The 20351-nt window shown below is 41.5% G+C and carries 20 protein-coding genes; 17 read left to right on the forward strand and 3 right to left on the reverse strand.

What is annotated here, in order from left to right:
* Positions 1-64 precede the first annotated feature (64 nt).
* The 17 genes from O3627_RS11195 (at position 65) to O3627_RS11275 (ending at position 17369) form a co-directional block, all read left to right on the forward strand.
* The gene (locus O3627_RS11195; protein ID WP_125383004.1) at positions 65-508 is read left to right on the forward strand and encodes a prepilin-type N-terminal cleavage/methylation domain-containing protein; all 444 of its coding nucleotides are present in this window, start codon (positions 65-67) and stop codon (positions 506-508) included.
* 123 nt (positions 509-631) lie between these two features.
* Complete coding sequence (locus tag O3627_RS11200) at positions 632-1120, forward strand: hypothetical protein (RefSeq protein WP_011837686.1); 489 nt, start codon at positions 632-634, stop codon at positions 1118-1120.
* Between the two features lie 28 nt (positions 1121-1148).
* Positions 1149-2483 carry a VWA domain-containing protein gene (locus O3627_RS11205; RefSeq protein WP_125383005.1) on the forward strand — a complete coding sequence of 445 codons (1335 nt, stop codon included), beginning with the start codon at positions 1149-1151 and terminating at the stop codon, positions 2481-2483.
* Positions 2484-2495: 12 nt separating this feature from the next.
* A complete protein-coding gene (locus O3627_RS11210; protein ID WP_125383007.1) occupies positions 2496-3983 on the forward strand; it encodes a type II secretion system protein in 1488 nt (495 codons plus the stop codon).
* Between the two features lie 44 nt (positions 3984-4027).
* The gene (gene pilM / locus O3627_RS11215; RefSeq protein WP_124765708.1) at positions 4028-5440 is read left to right on the forward strand and encodes a pilus assembly protein PilM; all 1413 of its coding nucleotides are present in this window, start codon (positions 4028-4030) and stop codon (positions 5438-5440) included.
* Positions 5440-6021 (forward strand): PilN domain-containing protein, encoded by a 582-nt coding sequence (locus O3627_RS11220; RefSeq protein ID WP_002899352.1) that lies wholly within the window; start codon positions 5440-5442, stop codon positions 6019-6021. The genes pilM and O3627_RS11220 overlap by 1 nt, the downstream gene beginning before the upstream one ends.
* Entirely contained in the window at positions 6005-7591 is a 1587-nt protein-coding gene (locus O3627_RS11225; RefSeq protein WP_124765706.1) for a hypothetical protein, read from the forward strand. The genes O3627_RS11220 and O3627_RS11225 overlap by 17 nt, the downstream gene beginning before the upstream one ends.
* Positions 7592-7856: 265 nt before the next feature.
* A complete protein-coding gene (locus O3627_RS11230) occupies positions 7857-9587 on the forward strand; it encodes a hypothetical protein (protein WP_002913925.1) in 1731 nt (576 codons plus the stop codon).
* Between the two features lie 55 nt (positions 9588-9642).
* Positions 9643-10731, forward strand: a complete 1089-nt coding sequence (locus O3627_RS11235; protein WP_343092188.1) for a hypothetical protein — start codon at positions 9643-9645, stop codon at positions 10729-10731.
* Positions 10732-10738: 7 nt separating this feature from the next.
* Entirely contained in the window at positions 10739-11803 is a 1065-nt protein-coding gene (locus O3627_RS11240) for a VanW family protein (RefSeq protein WP_042763105.1), read from the forward strand.
* 68 nt (positions 11804-11871) lie between these two features.
* Complete coding sequence (locus O3627_RS11245) at positions 11872-12612, forward strand: A24 family peptidase (RefSeq protein ID WP_023917077.1); 741 nt, start codon at positions 11872-11874, stop codon at positions 12610-12612.
* A 34-nt stretch (positions 12613-12646) separates the two neighbouring features.
* Positions 12647-13246: a glucosaminidase domain-containing protein gene (locus tag O3627_RS11250; RefSeq protein ID WP_002894168.1), complete on the forward strand. Its 600-nt coding sequence runs from the start codon at positions 12647-12649 to the stop codon at positions 13244-13246.
* 191 nt (positions 13247-13437) lie between these two features.
* Positions 13438-14322, forward strand: coding sequence for a hypothetical protein (locus O3627_RS11255; protein ID WP_125332618.1), 885 nt, complete (start codon positions 13438-13440; stop codon positions 14320-14322).
* Between the two features lie 49 nt (positions 14323-14371).
* Complete coding sequence (locus O3627_RS11260) at positions 14372-15262, forward strand: hypothetical protein (protein WP_002894163.1); 891 nt, start codon at positions 14372-14374, stop codon at positions 15260-15262.
* 52 nt (positions 15263-15314) lie between these two features.
* Positions 15315-16349, forward strand: a complete 1035-nt coding sequence (locus tag O3627_RS11265) for a SepM family pheromone-processing serine protease (protein WP_002894161.1) — start codon at positions 15315-15317, stop codon at positions 16347-16349.
* Positions 16350-16545: 196 nt separating this feature from the next.
* The gene (locus tag O3627_RS11270; protein WP_125383010.1) at positions 16546-17142 is read left to right on the forward strand and encodes a DUF3796 domain-containing protein; all 597 of its coding nucleotides are present in this window, start codon (positions 16546-16548) and stop codon (positions 17140-17142) included.
* 2 nt (positions 17143-17144) lie between these two features.
* Complete coding sequence (locus tag O3627_RS11275) at positions 17145-17369, forward strand: helix-turn-helix transcriptional regulator (protein WP_002894155.1); 225 nt, start codon at positions 17145-17147, stop codon at positions 17367-17369.
* 206 nt (positions 17370-17575) lie between these two features.
* Here O3627_RS11275 and O3627_RS11280 read toward each other — a convergent pair whose 3' ends face one another.
* The 3 genes from O3627_RS11280 to O3627_RS11290 all read right to left on the reverse strand — a co-directional run bounded on the left by O3627_RS11280 (position 17576) and on the right by O3627_RS11290 (position 20348).
* The gene (locus tag O3627_RS11280; protein ID WP_371621438.1) at positions 17576-18841 is read right to left on the reverse strand and encodes a tyrosine-type recombinase/integrase; all 1266 of its coding nucleotides are present in this window, start codon (positions 18839-18841) and stop codon (positions 17576-17578) included.
* 123 nt (positions 18842-18964) lie between these two features.
* Complete coding sequence (locus O3627_RS11285; RefSeq protein ID WP_371621439.1) at positions 18965-19222, reverse strand: MerR family transcriptional regulator; 258 nt, start codon at positions 19220-19222, stop codon at positions 18965-18967.
* A 13-nt stretch (positions 19223-19235) separates the two neighbouring features.
* Complete coding sequence (locus O3627_RS11290; protein WP_371621440.1) at positions 19236-20348, reverse strand: CHAP domain-containing protein; 1113 nt, start codon at positions 20346-20348, stop codon at positions 19236-19238.
* Positions 20349-20351: the final 3 nt, after the last annotated feature.

Consider the following 20351-nt stretch of genomic DNA (forward strand, 5'->3'; position numbering starts at 1 on the left):
CCTTTGGGATACTTATAACGAAATTGAATACATTAAGAAAAAAGAAATAGGAGAACATCAACGAATGCTGAATAGGCTGAAAAAGCTCCGTCAGGACTTGAAGAAAAAAGGTAAAGGTTTTACCTTGGTTGAGTTGATTGTGGTGATTATTATTATCGCAGTTCTCGCAGCAGTCGCTATTCCTTCTCTTGTTTCTTTCCAGGACACTGCTCGCAAGGCACGTATCCAGTCGGAACATCGTCAGCTGGTTCAGGCTGTACAGTCCTATATTGGCTCGCAAGTCGAACCAGAAACGGCTGATGTACCAGACCTTGATGCGCTCAAGCCTTATATAGCCAAGGAATCTCAGGGTTCAGGAGAGCTTTCTAAGACCCTCGCAGCAGATAATGGCAAGATTGCCCATGAGGTTAATAAGACGAGTCATAAGCTGATTTCGACTTATACGCCTGCTAGTGGCGGGAAGCCAATTACTTGGGAATTTGACTGGAGATCTAATAGCGCTAGCTAATAATAGAAAATTAGAGAAAATCTCTATTCCGACTGCCAAGGCAGTCGGATATTACCAAAGTAGTTGTCAGATGATGACAACTATTTTGGCAATATCAAAAGAGAAAATTAGGAGATATCATCCATGAAAGGAAAAAAAAGACAAGGCTCAACCCTGCCTATGGTTATTGTGGCTATTGTGCTGCTGGTGGCCATGCTGGGGATTATGGCTTCTATAGTAGATACGGGACAGATGCAAACCCAACGTATGTATAGCTACCTTAAAGCCAAATACATAGCGACATCTGGCTCTCAGCTTGCTTGGGGGGCTTTAGGTGAGGGAGCGTCTTCTCCTCTCTATGCAGAGTTTAGTAGGCGGGCACAAGATAAGGAAGGAAGAATCCCTAAAGATCCTATTATCTCGACCCATACCTTCAAAGATGGAGGTAAAGCTGAGATTGAGATGAATGGAGCCTTTGAGGGCGATGACCGTAGCCCTAGAAATTATGTTATAACTATTAAATCAAAATCAACCTTGGCTAATAGTAAAGATTATTATGAACATGTGGTAATCTTTAACTGGGAAACGCAAGGTATCCGTTCTGAAGAGGGCCACTTAATCTCGGCTAAGTAAATGGATAAAAAAATTTAAATAGGAAAGAATGATGAAAAAAATACAAAGAGGTTTTACACTGACTGAAATCATTATTGCCATCATCCTTACAAGTATGGTGGGACTTCTGATAGGTCTTGTATTTAACACAATGTTTTCAGGCCGCAATATAATCGAGCGGGAAGCTAGTATCCAATCAGAAATGCGAACTTCTATGCAATATGTGGATCGTACCATTGGTAAGGCGACCTCTGTTTTCGTTCTTGACGAGAGCAAATATGGCAAGGATGTCAGAAAAACTGAGGGCTGGAATTATATTGGCTTATCACCTGATGGGAAGAAAGTTATAAATTATATTTGGAATAAGTCAACTAAAAGCTGGGATGAGTCAGTGTTAGGAACTAATTCCCTCTATGATATGCAACTGGACCTGGAATTTAAGGCAGATGAATCTTATCAGGATAATCGCTTGATTAACTACAATCTGACTGGTCAATATAAAAACTCTAAGAATAAACTCTCCATTGATACAGCAATCTCAGCTCTAAATACCAAGCAGGTTATATCGAAAGTAGCCAAGGGCAAGAAAGGGATCGCCCTTGCTTATCGGAATGATCCTATTGAAGGTCAGGTAAATACTGCTGTTTCCTTCGTTTTTGATACATCAGGTTCTATGGCTTATGGATTAAGGAATGAAGCGAAACGTAATTCCCAAGGGAAATGGGGTCCATTAGACGCTGATGATCCTAGGGCACGGATGAATATCTTGAAGAAAAAAGCTAATCTTTTGGTTGATGACCTCAAGGAAATAGGAAATGTTAGTGTTAATTTAGTTCGATTTTCTGGTTCTGCAAGTTATATTCAAGAAGATTTTGTAGAGTTAGATAAAGACACAGGGAAAATCAAGGAAAAGATCAAGAGCCTCCCTACAAGTTGGATTACTAATCCAGGAGATGGCCTTCGTTATGGCTTGGTAAGTCTTCAGAGAAATCCAGCCCAGCTAAAATATGTTGTCTTGCTGACAGATGGTATTCCAAATGCTTATACAGGCTCTCCTGACGGGATTGGGAAGTATGATCTGACAGCGAATTTCCCAACAGATAATAAACAAATTAAAGCTGATCAACCTGTTTCATTGACTACAGAATATGTGGGACAAGTAGCAAAGACCTTCGGCTCTGGCGTTAAGCGTATCAGTGTTATCGGCTTTTCAGGGAATGTAGGAGAAATAAAGGATGGACAAAAAATAGCTGATCAAATCAAAACAGTCGGAAAGGTAGAGTCTACCTTTGTCATTGCGACTAATGAAGCTGCTTTGGAACAGACATTTGCTGATATCAAAAAGCAAATTCAACAAGATCTTTGGTTTGTGTCTGGTCCGTAGAAAGGAAGAGCGATGAAAAAAATGCGAAGAACCAGAGGTTTTACTCTAGTTGAGGTTTTGATAGCCCTCGTTTTGATAGGGGTCATTGCAGCAGGATTATTGACTTTCTTTTCTACTGGCTACCAGAATATTCTGGGACAGCGGAATCAAAATGCTTTGAACTTTGATATTCAAGAAGATTTTGAAACACGGCTAGCAAAAATTAAAAAAGATGGTGGAAGCGGCAACGATGTTGAAACTTTCACCTATCGTATAGGTAAAAACGGCCGGAGTAACAGCGTTAGCGTCAAGGGGACGACCCTGTCTTATAAAGATAATAAAGTTAAGAATATCCATCTCTTTGCCGCAAATAAAAAGGAAATCCCCTTGGATATTCCTGAGGATTTGGTCGTTTCATTAAAAGATACAAATCGCTATTACTATTATGCTGGTGAGACTGGTCCGGCAGGTCAAGCAGGCTTCAAAGACAATAAACAGTCTACAAAAGCTAAGATTCATACCAGTTCTGCCTGGTTTTTGAGCGAGTCTAGTATTAATTATAATAATAGTCGGATTGTGCCAGTAGGTACACTGGGTTCTAATGTGCAGGACCAAGGTTTTGGTATAGTATTACCTAAGATGCCAGATGATTTTCAACAAATAAGTAGTAATGAGAAACCGATTACTATCACAGATGAGATGCGCGGACGTTATCTCACCTTTGCTGCAAGAGGAATTAACTCATTTGGACGTGTTGGAAAATACCAAGAAGCTACACAGCGAATTTGGGTTATGGGTCTTCCTAATCGTGGGATGAGACCTAATCTAGTGCTTCATACAGATGCTGATTTAGCTCTGATGCGGAACTCTGATAACACAATTTCAGCGATACCAGCTGATGGGGTAGCGCACACTAATACTGTTGTGGCAAACTATGCGGAAACTAAAAAGAATGGAGTCTATGGAGTTGTTATTCCTGTTATCAACTATAAGGAACCAGCTATCAATCAGACCAGACAGCTAATCGCTCTTAACGACTCCAAAATTCAGTTTAGTAATCACGATTTCAATAAGGGTTATACGACCTCAATTTTAATTGGGAATCGTCAGCAGACAGGCTCGCTGTTAACTTATAAGCTAGATAATTCCTTGAACTGGACAGTTAGCTTGGAAGCTAATGGTAAAATTGCTATCGAGACAGTTGATAACACTAATGCTAATAATGGTGGTCGACAATATGCAAATGTTGTACTAGATTATACAAAGGATAATTCCATTCAGGTTCGCGCCTCTGTGACAAACAAGATTTTAAAACTTGAAGTCTTCGTCAATGGTGCTTTAGCTCACACACACGAACTCTTCATGGAGCGCAATGGTGTGACTCATGATATTAGGAGAAGTCAGATTATATTTGGCGGAAAAACTTTTATAAATGAGTTTGCTGTCTATAACAAGAAGTTGACAGACAGCGAGATTAATATTCTTGCTGAGTATTTCAGCGACAAATACAGAGCGAAATAATTAGGGAAATAGTTTTTAGGAAAAATAAGGGAGATTAGGAGATTATGGCAAAAAATATGTTTTCGTCCAAGGGGCGCAGAAGAGCTCTGGACGAAGAAGATAATGAGAAAAAAGGCTCATTTTTAGGAAAATTAAATAAACCGCTCTTCTCATCAAAAGGGAAACATAAAGAACACTTATCTATTCAAGGAGTTCAGATCAAGTCAGATCGTCAAGAAGACTTTGACGATGAGGAAAAGTCAACGGCAAAAGGGAGCTTCTTAACCAAGCTCAACAAGCCGCTCTTTTCTAAGAATAGTGGCAGTGATGATATGCCTGCTAAGTCTGGCAATCGTTCGCTCTTTGCTAAGAAAGGCAGTGGTGTGGCGAGTCAACCGGTCACTAGAATGCATGCACCTTACACTATGTTTGGCAAGCCAATCAAGGGCAATCTGATGGCCATTGACTTCACTGACGAATCAGTCTATCTGGTTGTTGCTAGACAAAAGCGCAATGAACTGGAGATTATCAAGATGGCTTCTGCCAATCTGCCAGAAGGTGTTGTACTGAATAGTGAGATTATCGATCCGATTACTCTCAAAAACATTATCAGCGACCTGATGGAGCAGCATGCGATCACTGCTAAGTACGCTTTCTTTGCTCTGGGCAATACCAATATCATCGCCCGTTCGGTTGATGTGGCAGCTAGTGTGCAGAATGATGAGGATATTGAGGGCTTGGTATCTTACGAGCTCCAGCAATACCTGGATATTGATCCGACTTCTTATGTTATTCAATTCCAAGAGCAGGAGTCTAATTCAGCTTTTCCGCTTGATGAAGATACTCGCTCACTCATGGTCTATGCTGTGCCAAAAGGCGTGGTAGAGCAATATCTGGGCTTGGCTGAGAATTTGAAGCTGACACCTTATGTCTTTGACCTTCAGTCTAATACCTTTGAAAAATGGCTGGAACGCGTTCAGGCGGTTAACAATCGTGCCAAGAAGCTGACCAAGGAAAATGTCGGCATGGTACATCTGAGCAAGAGCTTCATCGGTGTTTATCTCTACTCAGAAGGCAAGTTTGTGACCAGTAACTATCTCAACCGTGGCTACAAGGATATCCTGAGCTATGCAGACGACGCTAGCCTGCTGCAGAAGCTTCCAGCAGTGGCTTCAGATGATCTGGACACAGGTCTCTTGAAGAGGGCCTTGGATGAGTGGGTGGCTGATGCGAAGAACCACATTCTCAATACTGAAAACTTCTTTAGCGGGTCAACTGGTCTCAACATTGACAGCTTCTACGTCTTTGGTGACCAAGACATCTGCTGGCAGTTGGCAGCTATTCTGAAGCAGAGCATGAATCGGGAATTCATCTCAATTGATAATGTAGATTATGAGAATGTACTGTGGGAAGGTTCTGCCGAGTTTAATGCGGAGTTCATTCCGGCTACAGCCATGTTGATTAGGAGAGCGAACTAATGCGGAGAGATTTAAACTACTTTTCAAAATATCATGTGGCACCGGCTAAAACCAGTCCACTAAAACTTGCTGCTATTTCCGCTTTTGCTGGGATTGCAGCGATTATGATTGTGCTGATTGGCTTTTTCCAGTTTAGCGCTATGCACCTCCAAGGCGAGATTGACCGGGCGGAGCAGACACTCAAGAGTCCAGAGATGGCTCAAGAGCTGAAGGCAGTATCAGAGACTGAAGATAAGATTGTAACGGTCAAGAATGACGAACTTCTCTTTACCAGCCTAGAAGGCGACTTCCGCCGCCTGCACCGAGTAAACAAAGCCTTTATGGACTTCCTTAATAAAAACGTGACACGGAACCTGGTCTTTGACGATATCAAGATTAATAACGACAATGTAGAAATCAATGGTTCATCTCAAGAGCATCTTTCTATCGCTAAGTTTGAGGAAGAGCTTCGTAAATCTGAGAAGTTTAACCATATTTTTGTGGATAACATTACTCGCGAGGAAAAGGATAACAATACAGTGTACAAGTTTAACATTAAAATTTTGACGAAGGATGTAGATTTCAATGAAGAGCAAAAATGAGAAAGAAAAGAAAAAAATCCTGAGTAATTTAAATGAGCGTGACAAGAAATTGTTGGCCTGTGTTGGAGGAGTAGCGGTACTTGCTGGTGGTGGGTATCTGGTAACAAATTCTTATACACGGATGGCGCAGTTAGCTGAAGAGCATGCAACTATCTCGACAGAGTTGGAAGGCAAGAATGCCAAGATTAGTCAGAGGAAGTCTCTTACCAAACAGCTCCAAACTTTGAATGCTAAGACTCTGGATCAGGCTAAGAAATACTATGGTACGACCAATCAAGGGGAGTTCATCTTCTTGATTGACAAGCTAGTCAACGAAAGCGGTATTAAATTCAAGTCTGTCAACTACACTGAGAGCACAGAGTTGGAACTCCAACAGGAGGGATTGGCTGCGACTTCGTCTAAGGGTCAAAACTCCAACTCTTCTGGTACGACTAGCAGTTCAAGCTCGAGTGAGACGTCTTCTTCATCCAGTACGACCTCTAGCTCGTCTGGTACATCGTCCTCATCTTCATCTAGCAGCAGCTCTTCATCAGATGCGAATACTGCAACAACAACTGCAGCTAATACAGCGACACCAGGGAACGGAACGACCAATAATACCAACATCACGCAGATGACAGCGGACATTGAGTTCGAAGGAACTTATACACAGGTTCTGAAATTGTTGGAATTGATTGATGGCAATCAACAAAAAATCGTTTCCAGCGAGCTGGAATTGGGCGGAAAGAAAAGCCTATCTAGCACGGAGGAAAACAAAAACCCTGATCTAACCAGCGGTAAAATCAAGCTGCGTTTCTATCAGGTTAAAGACGTCGAGCGCTATGTGACTCTAGAGAGTAATGTTGATAAGACGCCTATTCAGTTTGCTAACTGGGAGTCTCCATTTGCTATTCCAACTTGGCAGGCAGGCTCTATATCTGTAACAACAGCTGGTGGCGGCACAGATGCAACTGGCAATAAGGGCAGTTTGGGGGCCGCAACAACCAATACAACTAGCAGCGCGAATGCTAACAGCAGTACCAATCTGGCTCCGTCTTATCTGGAGCAGCTTAGCACTCAGTCTAGTCGGAACGATGGTCTGTCAGCTTATTACAATTCATCAACTATCTACCGCTTCGAATCACCACTGAAGCTGACTCAGTCAGGCGGCAGCAATCAGTATGATGTGACAGTTGACAATACGGACTTCCTTGAGGGTTCAGGTTCCAATGTGGTTAAGATTCCAGCAACCAAGTCTTCTACTATGTATGAAATGGAATTTGCAGCACCGTATGTATCCTTGAACAATAAGCCGGATGCTATCAGCTTCTCTCTATCTCTGTCTAATCAATGGCAGGGTAAGATTGGCTTGATTGTCAAGAATGCCAGCGGTCAGAAGATTTATCTTCACGTCATTCGTCCTAATAGCTGGACTGGCTGGCGCGAAGTTAGCTTCAATCCTGAAAACATTCCAGGATTCAGCTATCCAATGACTATTGTGGGTTACTACTTCGAAACTCCGAGCGGAGAAAGCCCTGAAACGACTATGAAACTGGATAACCTATCTGTGAACAACTTGGTAGTTAGCTAAAATACTTTGAAAAAATACCAAATAAGTCTATGGTTTAAAATTTCAAGAGCATGACTAAATTTTTTCTTAAAAAAATGCTAAAAACCAAGTTATTAGACTAGTATTCACGGTGCATTTATAGTAAACTAAAACATAGAGATATTTGAAGTATAATACAAGCAAACTCAGAATAGACGCCCGAGTCTATTTTGGGTTTTAATGGAGTTTATGGAAAAACAAAATCAAGACTGGTTTTGCATTGAAAAAGTTTAACATCATTTAGAAAGTGGGGGGTGTCGAAAATATTCAAATGGCATATTTTTTACCTTTTGGAGCAGGGCTTATAGCACTGCATACGATTAGCATTTTATTTGTTTCTAGGATTTCATTAATAAAGCGCCTTTTTCTCGTAGTATGGGTCATGCTATTTGCGATTGGTGCTCCATTCCTCTTTCAACAAGTTCCCGGCATAGCCTTTGTTGGACTCTGTGCTTTGGCCTTGGCTGTCTATATGGTGCTGCTCTTTTCACAGGAGCTAGCTCCAGTCAAGAAGAGAGCAACTGCTTCTGCGCGAAGCAGAAGCCAGAAGCATGCTAAGAGCTCGCGGAAGGAAGCTAAGGAAGCAAGCTTGTCATCTGCTAGGGATTTGAACTTCTCCAATGCTTCAACCGGTAAGATGAGAAAGGAAAGTAAAGAAAGGGTTCAGGCTGAGGAAAGTCCGGCAAGGCAGAGGGTATCTGCTTCTGGTCGCACCCTAGCAGACCGTTCTATCAAAAAGGATATGACAAGATTTGAGAAAGTAAAACCTCTCTACCCTGTTGATAACTTGGCTACAGCTCCTGCCTTTGGAGAATATGAGCCAAACAGTCAGCTAGCGGCAGCTGAGGTCGGTATGGTGGGTATGGACCACAGCGCACAAAAGGCCAATGATGAATTTTTGCAGTCCCTGCTTCATCACCGCAAGGGTTCTACTAAGATTAAGGTGGCCAACTCTCTGATTCAGCCTACGGAAGCAAATGCAGCCAGCAATCAAGGCTATACTGATATAGATGATCCAGCCTTTGAGACTGCTGTTCTGTCTAAGATTAGACCGATGTCCTATACGGAGTCTAGCTATGGCAACTTCAGACCGCAGGCGGTTGAGGTGACAGGTGTTGTTTCTCAAGATGAGGAAGAATACTTCACTGAGCAAGAACAAGCTCAGCAGCCAGTGGCAGAAGAAGTAGGCAACAGCCTGGAAGATGTTTTTGCTGCTACGGGAGATATCAAGCCAGTTAGAGCAGAAGAGTCAAGAGCAGCAAACAGCTTAGAATCTCTCTTCTTTGCTAACTCAGACACTGAGCCACAAGCTAAGATGGATTCCACCTTCAGTCAAGCAGCTGCAGAGCCAGAGTTTTCTGCTTCTGAAGAGTCTATGGTTAGCCGTGATCGCGCTGATATTCAGGGTTATCAAGATATTCTCAGCCAGATTCAGCATGATTTGCTGGGATCTGAAGAGGAAGATTTAACTGCTGAAGTGGCAGAGACTTGGGAGGAAGAAAGTAACTTCGCACCTGCAGCAGAAACGTTTGAGTTTGAAGCAGCTGCTGAACCAACAGTTGTTCAATCAGTTTCTGAAGACGCTCTTTGGACACAGGCTGAGCCTGTTCAAGAAGCAGTTGCAGATGAAACAGAAGAAGACTTGCTCAAGGGAATTGCTGATATCCTCAAAGCTGAGGAAGCACAAGTCAAGGCAGCTCCAGTCGTTCCGGCTGTAGATGAAACAGAAGAAGATTTGCTTCAGAAAATCACTGACATCCTCAAGGCTGAGGAAGCGGCAGAAGCAAGACCAGCTGCAGCAACAGCGGGAGATAAAGAAGTCTATTTCCAATTCCTCCTACTGGAAAGTCAGGAATTATTGGCTTCAAATGCAGTTCAAGAAGCTGAGAGCTATCTGAAAGAAATTGTCCAAGGCAGTTCAGATCAAAATCTTCGTCAAGAAGCGTTCAACATGCTGGACAAAATCGTGAAAAATTAATACTATATAAACATACAATTGATTGTAATCAATTAGAAGGGTTTTAGGGGAAATTATGAAAAGTTGTAAAACAATCACAGGGACCGTTGTCATTGAGATTGAAAAAGGGATGGGACTGGGTGAAGTCCATGAAGTCTTTGTTGACGAGGGGGTCAATCTGACTTTTGTTATTAAGTCAAAGCAGTCTGAACAGCCTTTTGCCTTGCTGTCTAGCAAGAACATCCAAGGCATCGGTGACTTTGCGGTCATGGTAGAGAACAGCTCAGTCTTTCAAGAGCTGGAAGAGGCAGATCTGAAGGTCTTGAACGACAAGCAGGGTAGCGTCTTTGACGAAATTGTCATCACAATTGATGGAAACAAGGTGGGAACTGTTGTTGACTATCATATTGATGAAAAGAATGAAATTGGTTACTTGGTGGTTAATTCTGAAGATGCCAGCGAGGAAATTCAGATTCCTAAATCACGCATCTTGATGATTGGTAAAGAGTATATCATCCTCAATGATGAAAAAAAGACAGCTCCTCATCTTGAAGCAGATGTAGAGATGGGCCGTCTGGCTGCAGCAGATCTGCTTCATGAAACTGAAGCTGCAAAACCTGCCGAAAAAATTGAGGAAGTAGTTGCTGAAGCGCCTGTATTTGAGCCAGTTGTAGATGAAAAAGCAGATGTAAAAGAAGAAGCTGCAACAGATTTGACAGAGGCCTTGGCTGCTGTAGGTCTGGGAGCTGCTGCTCCTGAGTTGGAGTTTTCTGAAGCAGTCGTAGAGACAGCGGAAGAGCCAGAAGTCCAAGACTTGGTACAAGAAGCAACAGCTCCAGCTGAAGAAGAAGTTGAAGAAACAGATGCAGCGCTGAGTCTGGATGCTGCTTTGGAAGAAGTATTGGCAGTCCCTGCTGAGGAAGTAGAAACAACTATCAGCACAGCTCCAGTTGCTGAAGAAGAGTCAGGAGCAAAGAAAGCTGTTAACGACTTTATCGATCGGCAAAAACGTCTTCTAGTGGGCAAAACACTGCAAAAAGATCTTGTTAATGCAGATGGAGGAGTTATCCTGAATGCCGGAGATACTGTTTCAGATGACATCATTGATTTTCTTCGCCGTATCGACCGTAAATTCCTTATCCGCTTAGCTGAATGCGTAGTATAAGGTTGGGATGAGATTCATGTCAAGAAGAAAAAGAAAGGTTTCATCAAAATATCAAAAACTACTTCCAGCAGCGACACTTGCTGCCTTTCTGCTGGGTAGTTTATTTTATGTCATTTTTGTCTTTAATCCAACGATTGACCTGAGTATCAATGGCCGCCCCTCTATGAAGGTTCGCTCTCGGAGCGAAGCTGAGATTGAAGTTTACAGAGAACTGCCCTATAAGGCTACATTTCAGCTGTCTACAGGGCAACACTTCTCTGTAGATATGCGCTTTTTAGGACTGAGCTATTTCACAGAAGAAGAGCTCAAGCGGCTGGATAATATCTCAGCCAAGACAGTTTGGGATAAGTTTACACCGTTTTTCGATACCAAGGAAAACCTGCAGATTTCCATCTATCCCAATCGACTCTTTTGGCTCAGACCTTTAAATGATGTCTTGGCTGCCCATCCTGATGTTCTCAGTCAGCTTCCAACGACCAATCATCTGGTCATGGACGGCGAGTCTAACGTAAAGGTGGGAGACAAGTCTAATGGCTATAAGATTGACCCTGCTGCTTTTATCCAAGCATCTGAGGAGATTGCCAAGACTGGTAAATTTGATGATGTCAAGGTTGAGAGCACGCCTGTCGAAGCAGAAGATCAGAGTGAGCTTCTGAGCCAATATACGCACTTTATAGAGCGTAAGGAAGTACCTCTGCCGACTAACGCTGCCCAAGCTCAAAACATGAAGACAGCTTTTTACAAGCTGCAGAATGTTTACTTGGCTCCTGGTGAGACCAAGTCTATCTCAGAATTGCTGGGCGCTTTGAATGCGGAGTCTGGCTATCTGCCAGTCAAGGGCAAGGATAATAAAGAAGTTTACGGTCAGGGTGCTGAGCAGATTGTAGATGCCATTCAGCAGCTCGCCTTTTCACGGACCAATGTTATTTCCTATCGAGGACAGTATTTCAACATCGGGACACCTGCTGAAGGTTTGACCGAATTGACCATTCAAAACAATACAGAAACAGATATGGTGTTTTCATTAAGTTTGGAGGAGGGGCAAGTATCCATCATTTTGGCATCTAAGTGATACTCAAGGAAAGTCGAAGTTTGCCATAGTCACCTGAGATTTTCAAAGAGTATAAAAAGGGAAAAATTATGATTGCAAGTTTAGTATTTATATTAGGTGTCGTATTTGGGAGCTTTTTCAATGTCGTCATCTACCGTGTACCGCTGGAAAAGAGCATTGCCAAAGGTCGGTCTATGTGTCCGTCCTGCGGTCATGTCTTGACTTCGGTGGAGCTGATTCCGGTTGTGTCGATTATCATGCAGGGCTTTAAATGCAAGCACTGCAAGGAGCAGATTTCACCGCGCTATCTCATTGTGGAGCTCCTGACGGGTCTGCTCTGGTTGGCTTCTTATCTGATCTTTCAAGATCAGGGGCCATGGATGGTTGTTTCAGCCTGTCTCTTGGTGTCGCTTTGTCTCATTATTGGTTATATCGATTTTGATACTCAGTACATCTCGGACTCGGTTCTGCTGGTTTTCTGGCTGGGCCGCATGGCTGTTACGTTTTTTACCAATGAGTTTAATTGGGAACTGCTCCTTTCACTGCTAGTCGGCGCTGGCCTCTACTCTCTCATTTATTTTGGGGCCAAGGCTTATTACAAGAAAGAGGCTTTCGGGATGGGAGACATTCTCTACTTAGCTGCTCTGAGCAGTTGGTTTAGCCCCTTGAATACGCTGATTTTGGGATATGGTTCTTTCTTTGTGGCTGGAGCGATTCTCTTAATCGCAACCATCTTTAAGAAATTCAAATTTAAGTTGAAAGAAGAAGTCCCTTTTGGTCCTGCTATGAGTATCATGGCGGTCGTCCTATATTTCTGGGGAGGAATCTAGGAAACCAAAAGCGACATAGAAATGGATAGAAAAAATGTTTAGGAAGAAAAAAGTTATCATAGCATTAGCGACAGCTACTGTTCTTTCAGGCAGTGTGTTGCCTGTCAGCCGCCTAGCGGCAAATGAAAAGGCCAGTTTGGATCCATCTTTAGTGCAGGTGTCAGATCAGTTTCAGGCCAAGAAAACAGGAGCAGTCGTCTTTTCAGAAGATGTAACAGTGCCAAGCACAGTGTCAGCCGATTTCATTGATAGTCGTTTGGCTGGCACGCCGATGGCTGGATTGGGAAAAGCTTTCAAAAAAGCAGAGAAAGATCATGGAGTTAATGCAATTTTTCTCGTAGGGCTGGCTATTCACGAATCGGATTACGGCCGCAGTCAGATTGCTCAGGCCAAGCACAACCTGTTTGGTTTCATGGCTTATGACTCCAGTCCTTTTTCCAGTGCAGGAAATTTCGCAACATTTGACGATGGCATAGATACCGTTGCCCGCTATCTCAGCGAGCACTATCTCAAGCCTGGCGGTCAGTTCTACAATGGTAAGAGCATGGCTGCTATCAATGTAAGGTACGCATCTGACAAAACTTGGTCAAGCAAGATTATGATTCGTATTCGAAATTTTTTGAAAAAAGGTTAAGGAGGCTGGGACAATCATGTCTCAGCTTGCTTTGTTATAGAAAGAATTTCTTTTGGTGAGGCGACTGACGGAGTTTTTCTTGCTCTCTGGGGCTCTAAAAATTCTTAATCGTCTTCACGGGACTAGAAACAAAAAAATTGCTTCTGCGACATCGTCTTTTATGGCGAAAAAATGACTTAATTAGGGGATTTATGAAAAGAAAGTTTGACGTAAGCGATGTGTTAAAGGAAGCCTGGGGACTGACTGTTGATTACTTTTTTGTATGGACAGCAGGGCTTGCTATCATTCAACTGCCATTTTTTATTCTGGGGCTGTTAATTCTATTTTTTTCTCCATTGACTTCTACATTTCTTCCGAGTATAATTCTGCTGGGATTTCTATGTTCTTTTGTGATTGCTTATATCCATAAGTTTTCCTTGACCATGGTTCGTAATCCGCAGATGGTGCGAAGAAACTTCTGGAGGGCTGTTGGCTACAGTATTTCTGATGGCTTTTTTGGGCGTTTGCTTTCTATGTCTATTTACGTATTCATGTTTGTCTTGGCTATGTTACTTCTTTTTGTATACTTCTATAATGCCTTGATGTCAGATGCAAATTTTCGAGAGAATATGGGAACTTGGATGATTTGGGTTGCAAAAAATCAAGAGAAGATAGCTAGCATGCTCTTCCTGCTTTTTTTGATAGCACCAATGTTTAACTTGGTATTCCATTTGTTTTACAGCTATTTCATCGTCTCTCACTTCTTCTTGTTGCCCTATATTATTCAAGATACCAACTCCTCTGATAACCTCTTGCGTCCTCTGTCAGCCTTTGGCAGCTTGGGCAAGTCCTTTTCTCGTATGAATGGTCAGAGGGGGCGTTACTTACTGGTAGAGCTTGTCTTAAAGCTTATTCCTGTAGTATTGGGTCTGATAGAAATTTTGAGTTTACTTTTTAGTGCTGGTGTGTCTAATATTGTGGGAATGATTGTTAGTATGATAAATGGCTTTTTGCTGATTTATGCCTTGGCAGCCCGCTCGGTTATGGCCGACATCTTGATGTCTTATGATCGGGAAATAGTTAATTTTGGGGATTAATATTTATGAAAAAAATTAGAAAGGGTTTTAGGATTTAGGATAATGAACGATGAATGATGTAAAAGTAACAAGGGTTTTCAGAGAAGCTTGGATTTTTGTTACAGAATATTATTTTGTCTGGCTGAAAGGCCTTTTGCTGGTCGGAATCCCGCTTGCAGTGTTGGGCTGGTTTCTTTTTCCGCTGGTTTCGAGTTGGTCTTACCGGTCCATTTTAGTCTTGACTTGTTTGGCTTTTATAATTGCCTTCGGTTTTGCTTACGTCAATAAATTTGCCTTGACAGTGATACGAAATCCGCAGATGGTTAAGCTCTATTTTGGCTATGCAGTTTGGTACAGTATCTCAGATGGCTTGCTTACTCGCCTCTTTTATTCCTTCATTGTCAGTGCAGTCCAGGTTCTGATTCTGTACATGGGTTGGTCGGCAATCGGGATCAATCTTGGGGTGGCTAGTCTCTTTGCCTTTTATCGGAGAGCAGTAAGTCCAGAGGCCATTGTGATTTTCCAGTTTCTCTTTCCTTTCTTGTTCATGGTCTTTTACCTGCTCTTCACTTATCTGGTTGATTCGCACTTCTTTTTGCTGTCTTATATCATTCAGGATACTAGCTCCAGAGACAATCTAGCCAAGCCGCTTTCTTTTTATGGCTGTTTGAGAAAGTCAGTCCTGTTGATGAAGGAGCGCAGGGGTCGTTATGTTCTGCTCAGCTTTTTTCTAGCTTCTTTTGGTGGGCTGATTGGGCTGGGCACTCATCTCCTGATGGATCTGATAAGGCAGTATATTGGTCCCTTGCTGGGGGAACTGGATGATTTACTTGGCCTGATTCAGATGATTCCTGTCCTAGTTTTCAGTAGCTTTTACTGTGTATTTGTTCTGGTTGTTCGGACAGTTTTTGCTGATACTCTGATGGAAAATGATGCAGAAGTGGTGGATTTTGGTGATTAATTTAGGAAGTAGCAAGACCAGACAGTAACTTGATAGAAACAAGAGGAAGGATATGAAATCAGTAACAAGAATCTTAATAACAGCTTTGGTGCTAACTGGGATAGGCTTTATTCCTCTCCCTTATGAATTAGAGACCGTGAGGCCGGCTTTGAATGCCAAAGACTTTGTCCAAGTTCAAGGAGGAACTGATAAAGGAAAAGGGAAAATCTATGTCATGGCTGTTGGTGTTTCCAAGGCCCGAGTGTTCAGTCTCTTTTTGACTCTGCTGCCTAATTACAGGCTGGAAACAGAGTATGTCTCTGTTCCTGAAAACTATTTCGATAAGGAAAAGGGACGGGAAGAGCGAGAGAACAGCACTATGGGATCTTCCCATCTCAATGCCTTGCAGGTGGCTTATCAGGCTGCTGGTCGTACTGTTGAGATCAGACATAAAGAGATTTACGTAGGTGGTATCAGCAGCGAGACACCTCTGTCAAAGGAGTTGCAGCGAGGCGATGTGATTTTAAAGATTGACAATCAGACTTACACTAGCCCATACGACATCGTTGATCAGATGGAACAGCGGACAGTCGGCGATGTGGTATCAATTGAGTACAGTCGAAATGGTGTAATCGGTTTGGCTAGCGGTCCTGTGATTGTGGATGAGACAACTGGTAAGCCTGGTTTGGGAATCGAATTGGGTTCTAAAGCCAGTGTTGCCATGAATCCTCTGACGGAGTTTAAGAGCAACGGTGTAGCAGGTCCTTCTGGTGGACTCATGTTCAGTTTGGAGCTTTACAACCAGCTCGTGTCTGAAGATATTACTAAAGGAAAAACTATTGCTGGTACTGGAACGATTGACCACAAGGGAAATGTTGGCCGGATTGGCGGGATAGAGATGAAGGTCATGGCTGCAGATAAGGCAGGCGCTGAGATTTTCTTTGTTCCTGATGACACCATTGACGCCGATATTGCCCAGTACAATCCCAAGCTGCGCTCTAACTACCATGAGGCACTTCGTGCTTCTATCAAAATCAAGAGTAAAATGAAAATCGTCCCTGTCAAAACCTTCAACGAAGCTTTGAACTATCTCAGAGAGATGGAATAAGGGACTTTGCTATTCTTGAATAATCAATAAAAACATAGGACCTTGCTGGTTATTTATCTGGCAAGGGCTTTTATTATAGAATTTTTTCAAATAATTGCCACCTTAGCACATAAATACTTGATTTATAAATCGCTGTGTGATATATTTATAACATAAAGAGTGTTAAATATTTCTAACACCAGGAAAGGAGTCGATCATGAAAAAAAGTCAAAAAACGGGTGGCCTCATTGCGATGATTGCCGCAGCTCTCTTTATTGATTTTACTGTTTTATTTGGTTCTAATCTTAGTTGGGGGCCCAAGTTGATTATTGTTGGTATTTCAGTGTTAGGTCAGATTGTAGCTATTTGGGGCTGGCTACATATGAAACCATGGCCTCATAAGAGTCAGAAAGGTAAGGGAAAGACTATTTTTGACTTGTCTGCTAAGCTATACACGATGCTTTTGTTTGCAGCAACCATTTTTTATACAGTAGGAATTTGGGTTGCAACCCCAAGCGAAGGATCCAGTATTAAGGAATGGATTTTGGGAGTTGGCCTCGTTATTGAAGCGATTGTATTTGGTTTTTTCTCTTTGAAAAATGTCAAGGAAACTCCAGACGAACGCTTTTATGCTAATTTAGCTAAGGCAGCTAGCTTGATGTTTGTCTTTATACTAGGCGCACTGATGATCCTAGCAGTTATCATTGGGTACATGGGTTCTCTCACTCTCTACATGGGCCAGATCTTTATTAGCATAGCTGCCTTGATTTGCATCTTTGCAGTTGTCTATCTTATCTTGGAGCGGAGAGGATAACCATGGCCAAAGAAAGCAAGATTATCACTAATCTCAAATCCGTTCGCGAATCCATGGGCATGACCCAGCAGGAGCTAGCCGACCGCATCGGCATGCGGCGCGAGACAATTCTGCACTTGGAAAATAACCGCTACAACCCTTCGCTGGAAATGGCTCTCAAAATTGCTCAAGTTTTTAACCTTAAAGTGGAAGATCTCTTTGAACTCAGACAGAAAGAGGAGGCATAATTCTTTTCGAGACCTAGTATTAAGTTTGTTGTTCAGCTAGGGATTGAAGCAAAAAGAAAAATCCTTTGAAACTTTGATTTCAAAGGATTTTCTTTATCTCAATTATTTAACTTCTGTAAAAATAAAATATTACGCCTGTAAAGCTTATTATACCAGACTTTAAGACTATTTATTGAAAAAAGGTAGTGAAAAAGGTAGTGATAAAATTAAGTTTTTAGTTCATCCAATTTATTTTGGAAAATTTCAACAGCTTCAAATTTTTTCTTAGGCGCTAACTCTGCGTAAGTATCCATCGTAGTAGTAATTGACTTATGCCCCATCCTGTGTTGTAACTCTTTCCAATTAGCACCTGAATTTAACATCATTGAAGCATGAGTATGTCGGAAGAGATGAAAACCATAGTCTGGTAATCCTAAAGCTGATAAACGTTTTTTTAGTGTTGCTCTTTCATTCCTATCACACATATAATTTCCATAAATTGTTGGGAAAATGAGTGTAGAACCAGGAAGATCATGTTTTTTAAAATAGCTTTCCATTTCTTCATGGAAATTTCTTAGTTCTTCAATAATAGAAGATGGAACTGCAACTCTGCGATTTCCAGCATCCGTTTTAGGTGTTGGTTTGCATATCATTTGTCCTTTTAAACCGAGTTTCCGATTTGCGCTTTTCCACATGAGAGTCTTATTGACTATTATTTCATTTGTGTCAAAATCTAAATCAGTGATTTCTAATGCAAGCAGTTCATTAATGCGTAGTGCAGAAGCTAAAAGTGCATTACAAATAACTTTGAACCGCCGATTTGCTCTTGTATCTGGTAAGGTTTCAAGATAGGACAACCATTGTTTTAAATCGTCATCGTGAAGCACCATAACACGCTGTTTATTAGCCTTAGGTTTGGGTGGGATTTTGATTGCTTTAGCAGGATTGTTAGATAATCCACAATTTGTAATTCCAAAATCAAAAATATCACTAACCTTATGAGCCATGGCTCCAAAGTCTTTTGCACTACCCTTTTTTGCTCGTTTCACACCAGAATCAACTGCCCTTTTTGCTTTTCTAGCTAGTTTATTCACCCAAAGTTGAACATCAGCAGGTTCAATTTGATCAGGTTTGTAATCTCCAAACTGAGGAATAATGTAAGTATCAAGATAGCCACGTACCCTATTAATAGTATTTTGTGATGATACCCATGTTTTGAAATTTGAGAACCATACCTCTGCTAGATTTTCAAAGTTGTCAATTGAAATTGTTTCTTTAATTGTTGAGCCAGATTTTTCAAATTGAATTTTAGTCTCAATAATTTTTCTATCGAGACTTTTCAATGTTTTAGCAGTGATTGTTTTTGTGATTCTTTTTCCAGTTTTGACATCAGTCCCAATGTAAACACCTTTTATTGAATAACTGACATCTCCGTTTTTCTTGGTGACCTTAGTTACCCTTTTATTATTGTGTCGTATAATTTCTTTACTCATATAGCCTCTTTGATTTGTTAATTTAAAAGGCTAAAATAAGACCTTCATATCTTTTAAAGATGATTTTATTTTAGCATATTTCAGAAGAAGAAACTCAAATATAGAGATTATTTGGATTCTATTCTAATTAGTCAAAAACTTTAGAATGTCATTACGTTTATAATATACTGTTCGAGTTCCTTCTATTGGAGGCTCCAAACGTGGTAGCCCTTTTCGCTCCCAACTTTTAAGTGTGTTTGGAGAAATACTAAGTACTTTAAGAACCTCTTTTTGTGTCATGATTTCTAGTTGATTTATATCAGCCTTCTTATCAAGAAGATTCACTAGTAGTTGCAATAGATTTTCAATTTTATCTAATTTAACTTGTTGAAGTGTATCCATATTATTCTCCTTTCTATTTTCCAATTACATAAGTAAACTGTTTTGCTGTTTCTGCATCAAAAGTTCTATAAGATACGATTCCAAGCCCCTTATAGTTACTTTCAGAGATTAAAATGGAACCATCTGATTTGACTTGTTCCACAAAGGCTACGTGTCCATATACTGGGTCTGCGCCAGCTTGACTCGATGAGAAGGATAAGGCAGAGTGTTCGGTTGGTGTATTTGTAGTTGTATAACCTGGTTTTTCCATCCATTGATTACCATTCCCCATATAAGGGTCAAAGTTGACACCAACTTCTTTTCCACGGTTATAGACAAACCAAGTACATTGCCCCCATGGATAAGAGCTTGCAATATAGTTAGTAGTATCAATAGCTTGGGTAAGACTATAGCCTTCTGGAATATCGCTTGAAGTAACACCGCCACCGTCTCTTGTTTTGCTTGTAGTTTGTTTAGGTGCTTTTGGGGTTCCTCCGTTTTCATCAATGTAAGTATCCAGCTTTTGCATAGTTTCAGCTCTTCTTTTTCCTGAACCAGAAGTGTCTGTAAAGTAGACCCCTCCATCAACTGCAGTGTTCAAAGTACCAGAAGCTAACTTCTTTGCCTTTTCGTCTTGGATTTTGAAGGTTTGGTTTTTATTACCAATGATGGTTTGTTGAGTGAGAGCGACAACAGCAACTTCGTCATTAAAATTATTGGCATTTTCAGGATTGGAGTCAAAAGCTCCGTATCCAAACATATTGGCTCCTGGATTTGTCGCAACCCCAACAGTTCCTAGTGAACTTTCATTCAATGCAATCGCAAGTATCGCTCGAACATCCAGATTTGACTTGGCTTCCCACTCTAGCAATTTTGTCCCATTGATGCGACTTGAATCATAGTTGATTCCTAGAGTTTTTAGGAATCCATCTAATTGTGAAGCCTTGATTCCGTAACGATGAACTAATAGATTATGTGTGTAAGCGTCCCCGTTTGACCAGTGTTCAGAATAGGTAACTCCATTTTGATTGCTGGAATTTCCCCCAATGGAACCGCCAGCCATGGCAGAGGTAAGAATGAGAATAACAAGAATCGGCATGAGCAGAGGGAGGAGACCAAGGATGAGAAACCATTTGATTTTTTTCATAAA

Origin of the sequence: Streptococcus sp. 27098_8_82 (genome assembly GCF_041431615.1) — a bacterium.
Taxonomy (GTDB): Bacteria; Bacillota; Bacilli; order Lactobacillales; family Streptococcaceae; genus Streptococcus; species Streptococcus sanguinis_K.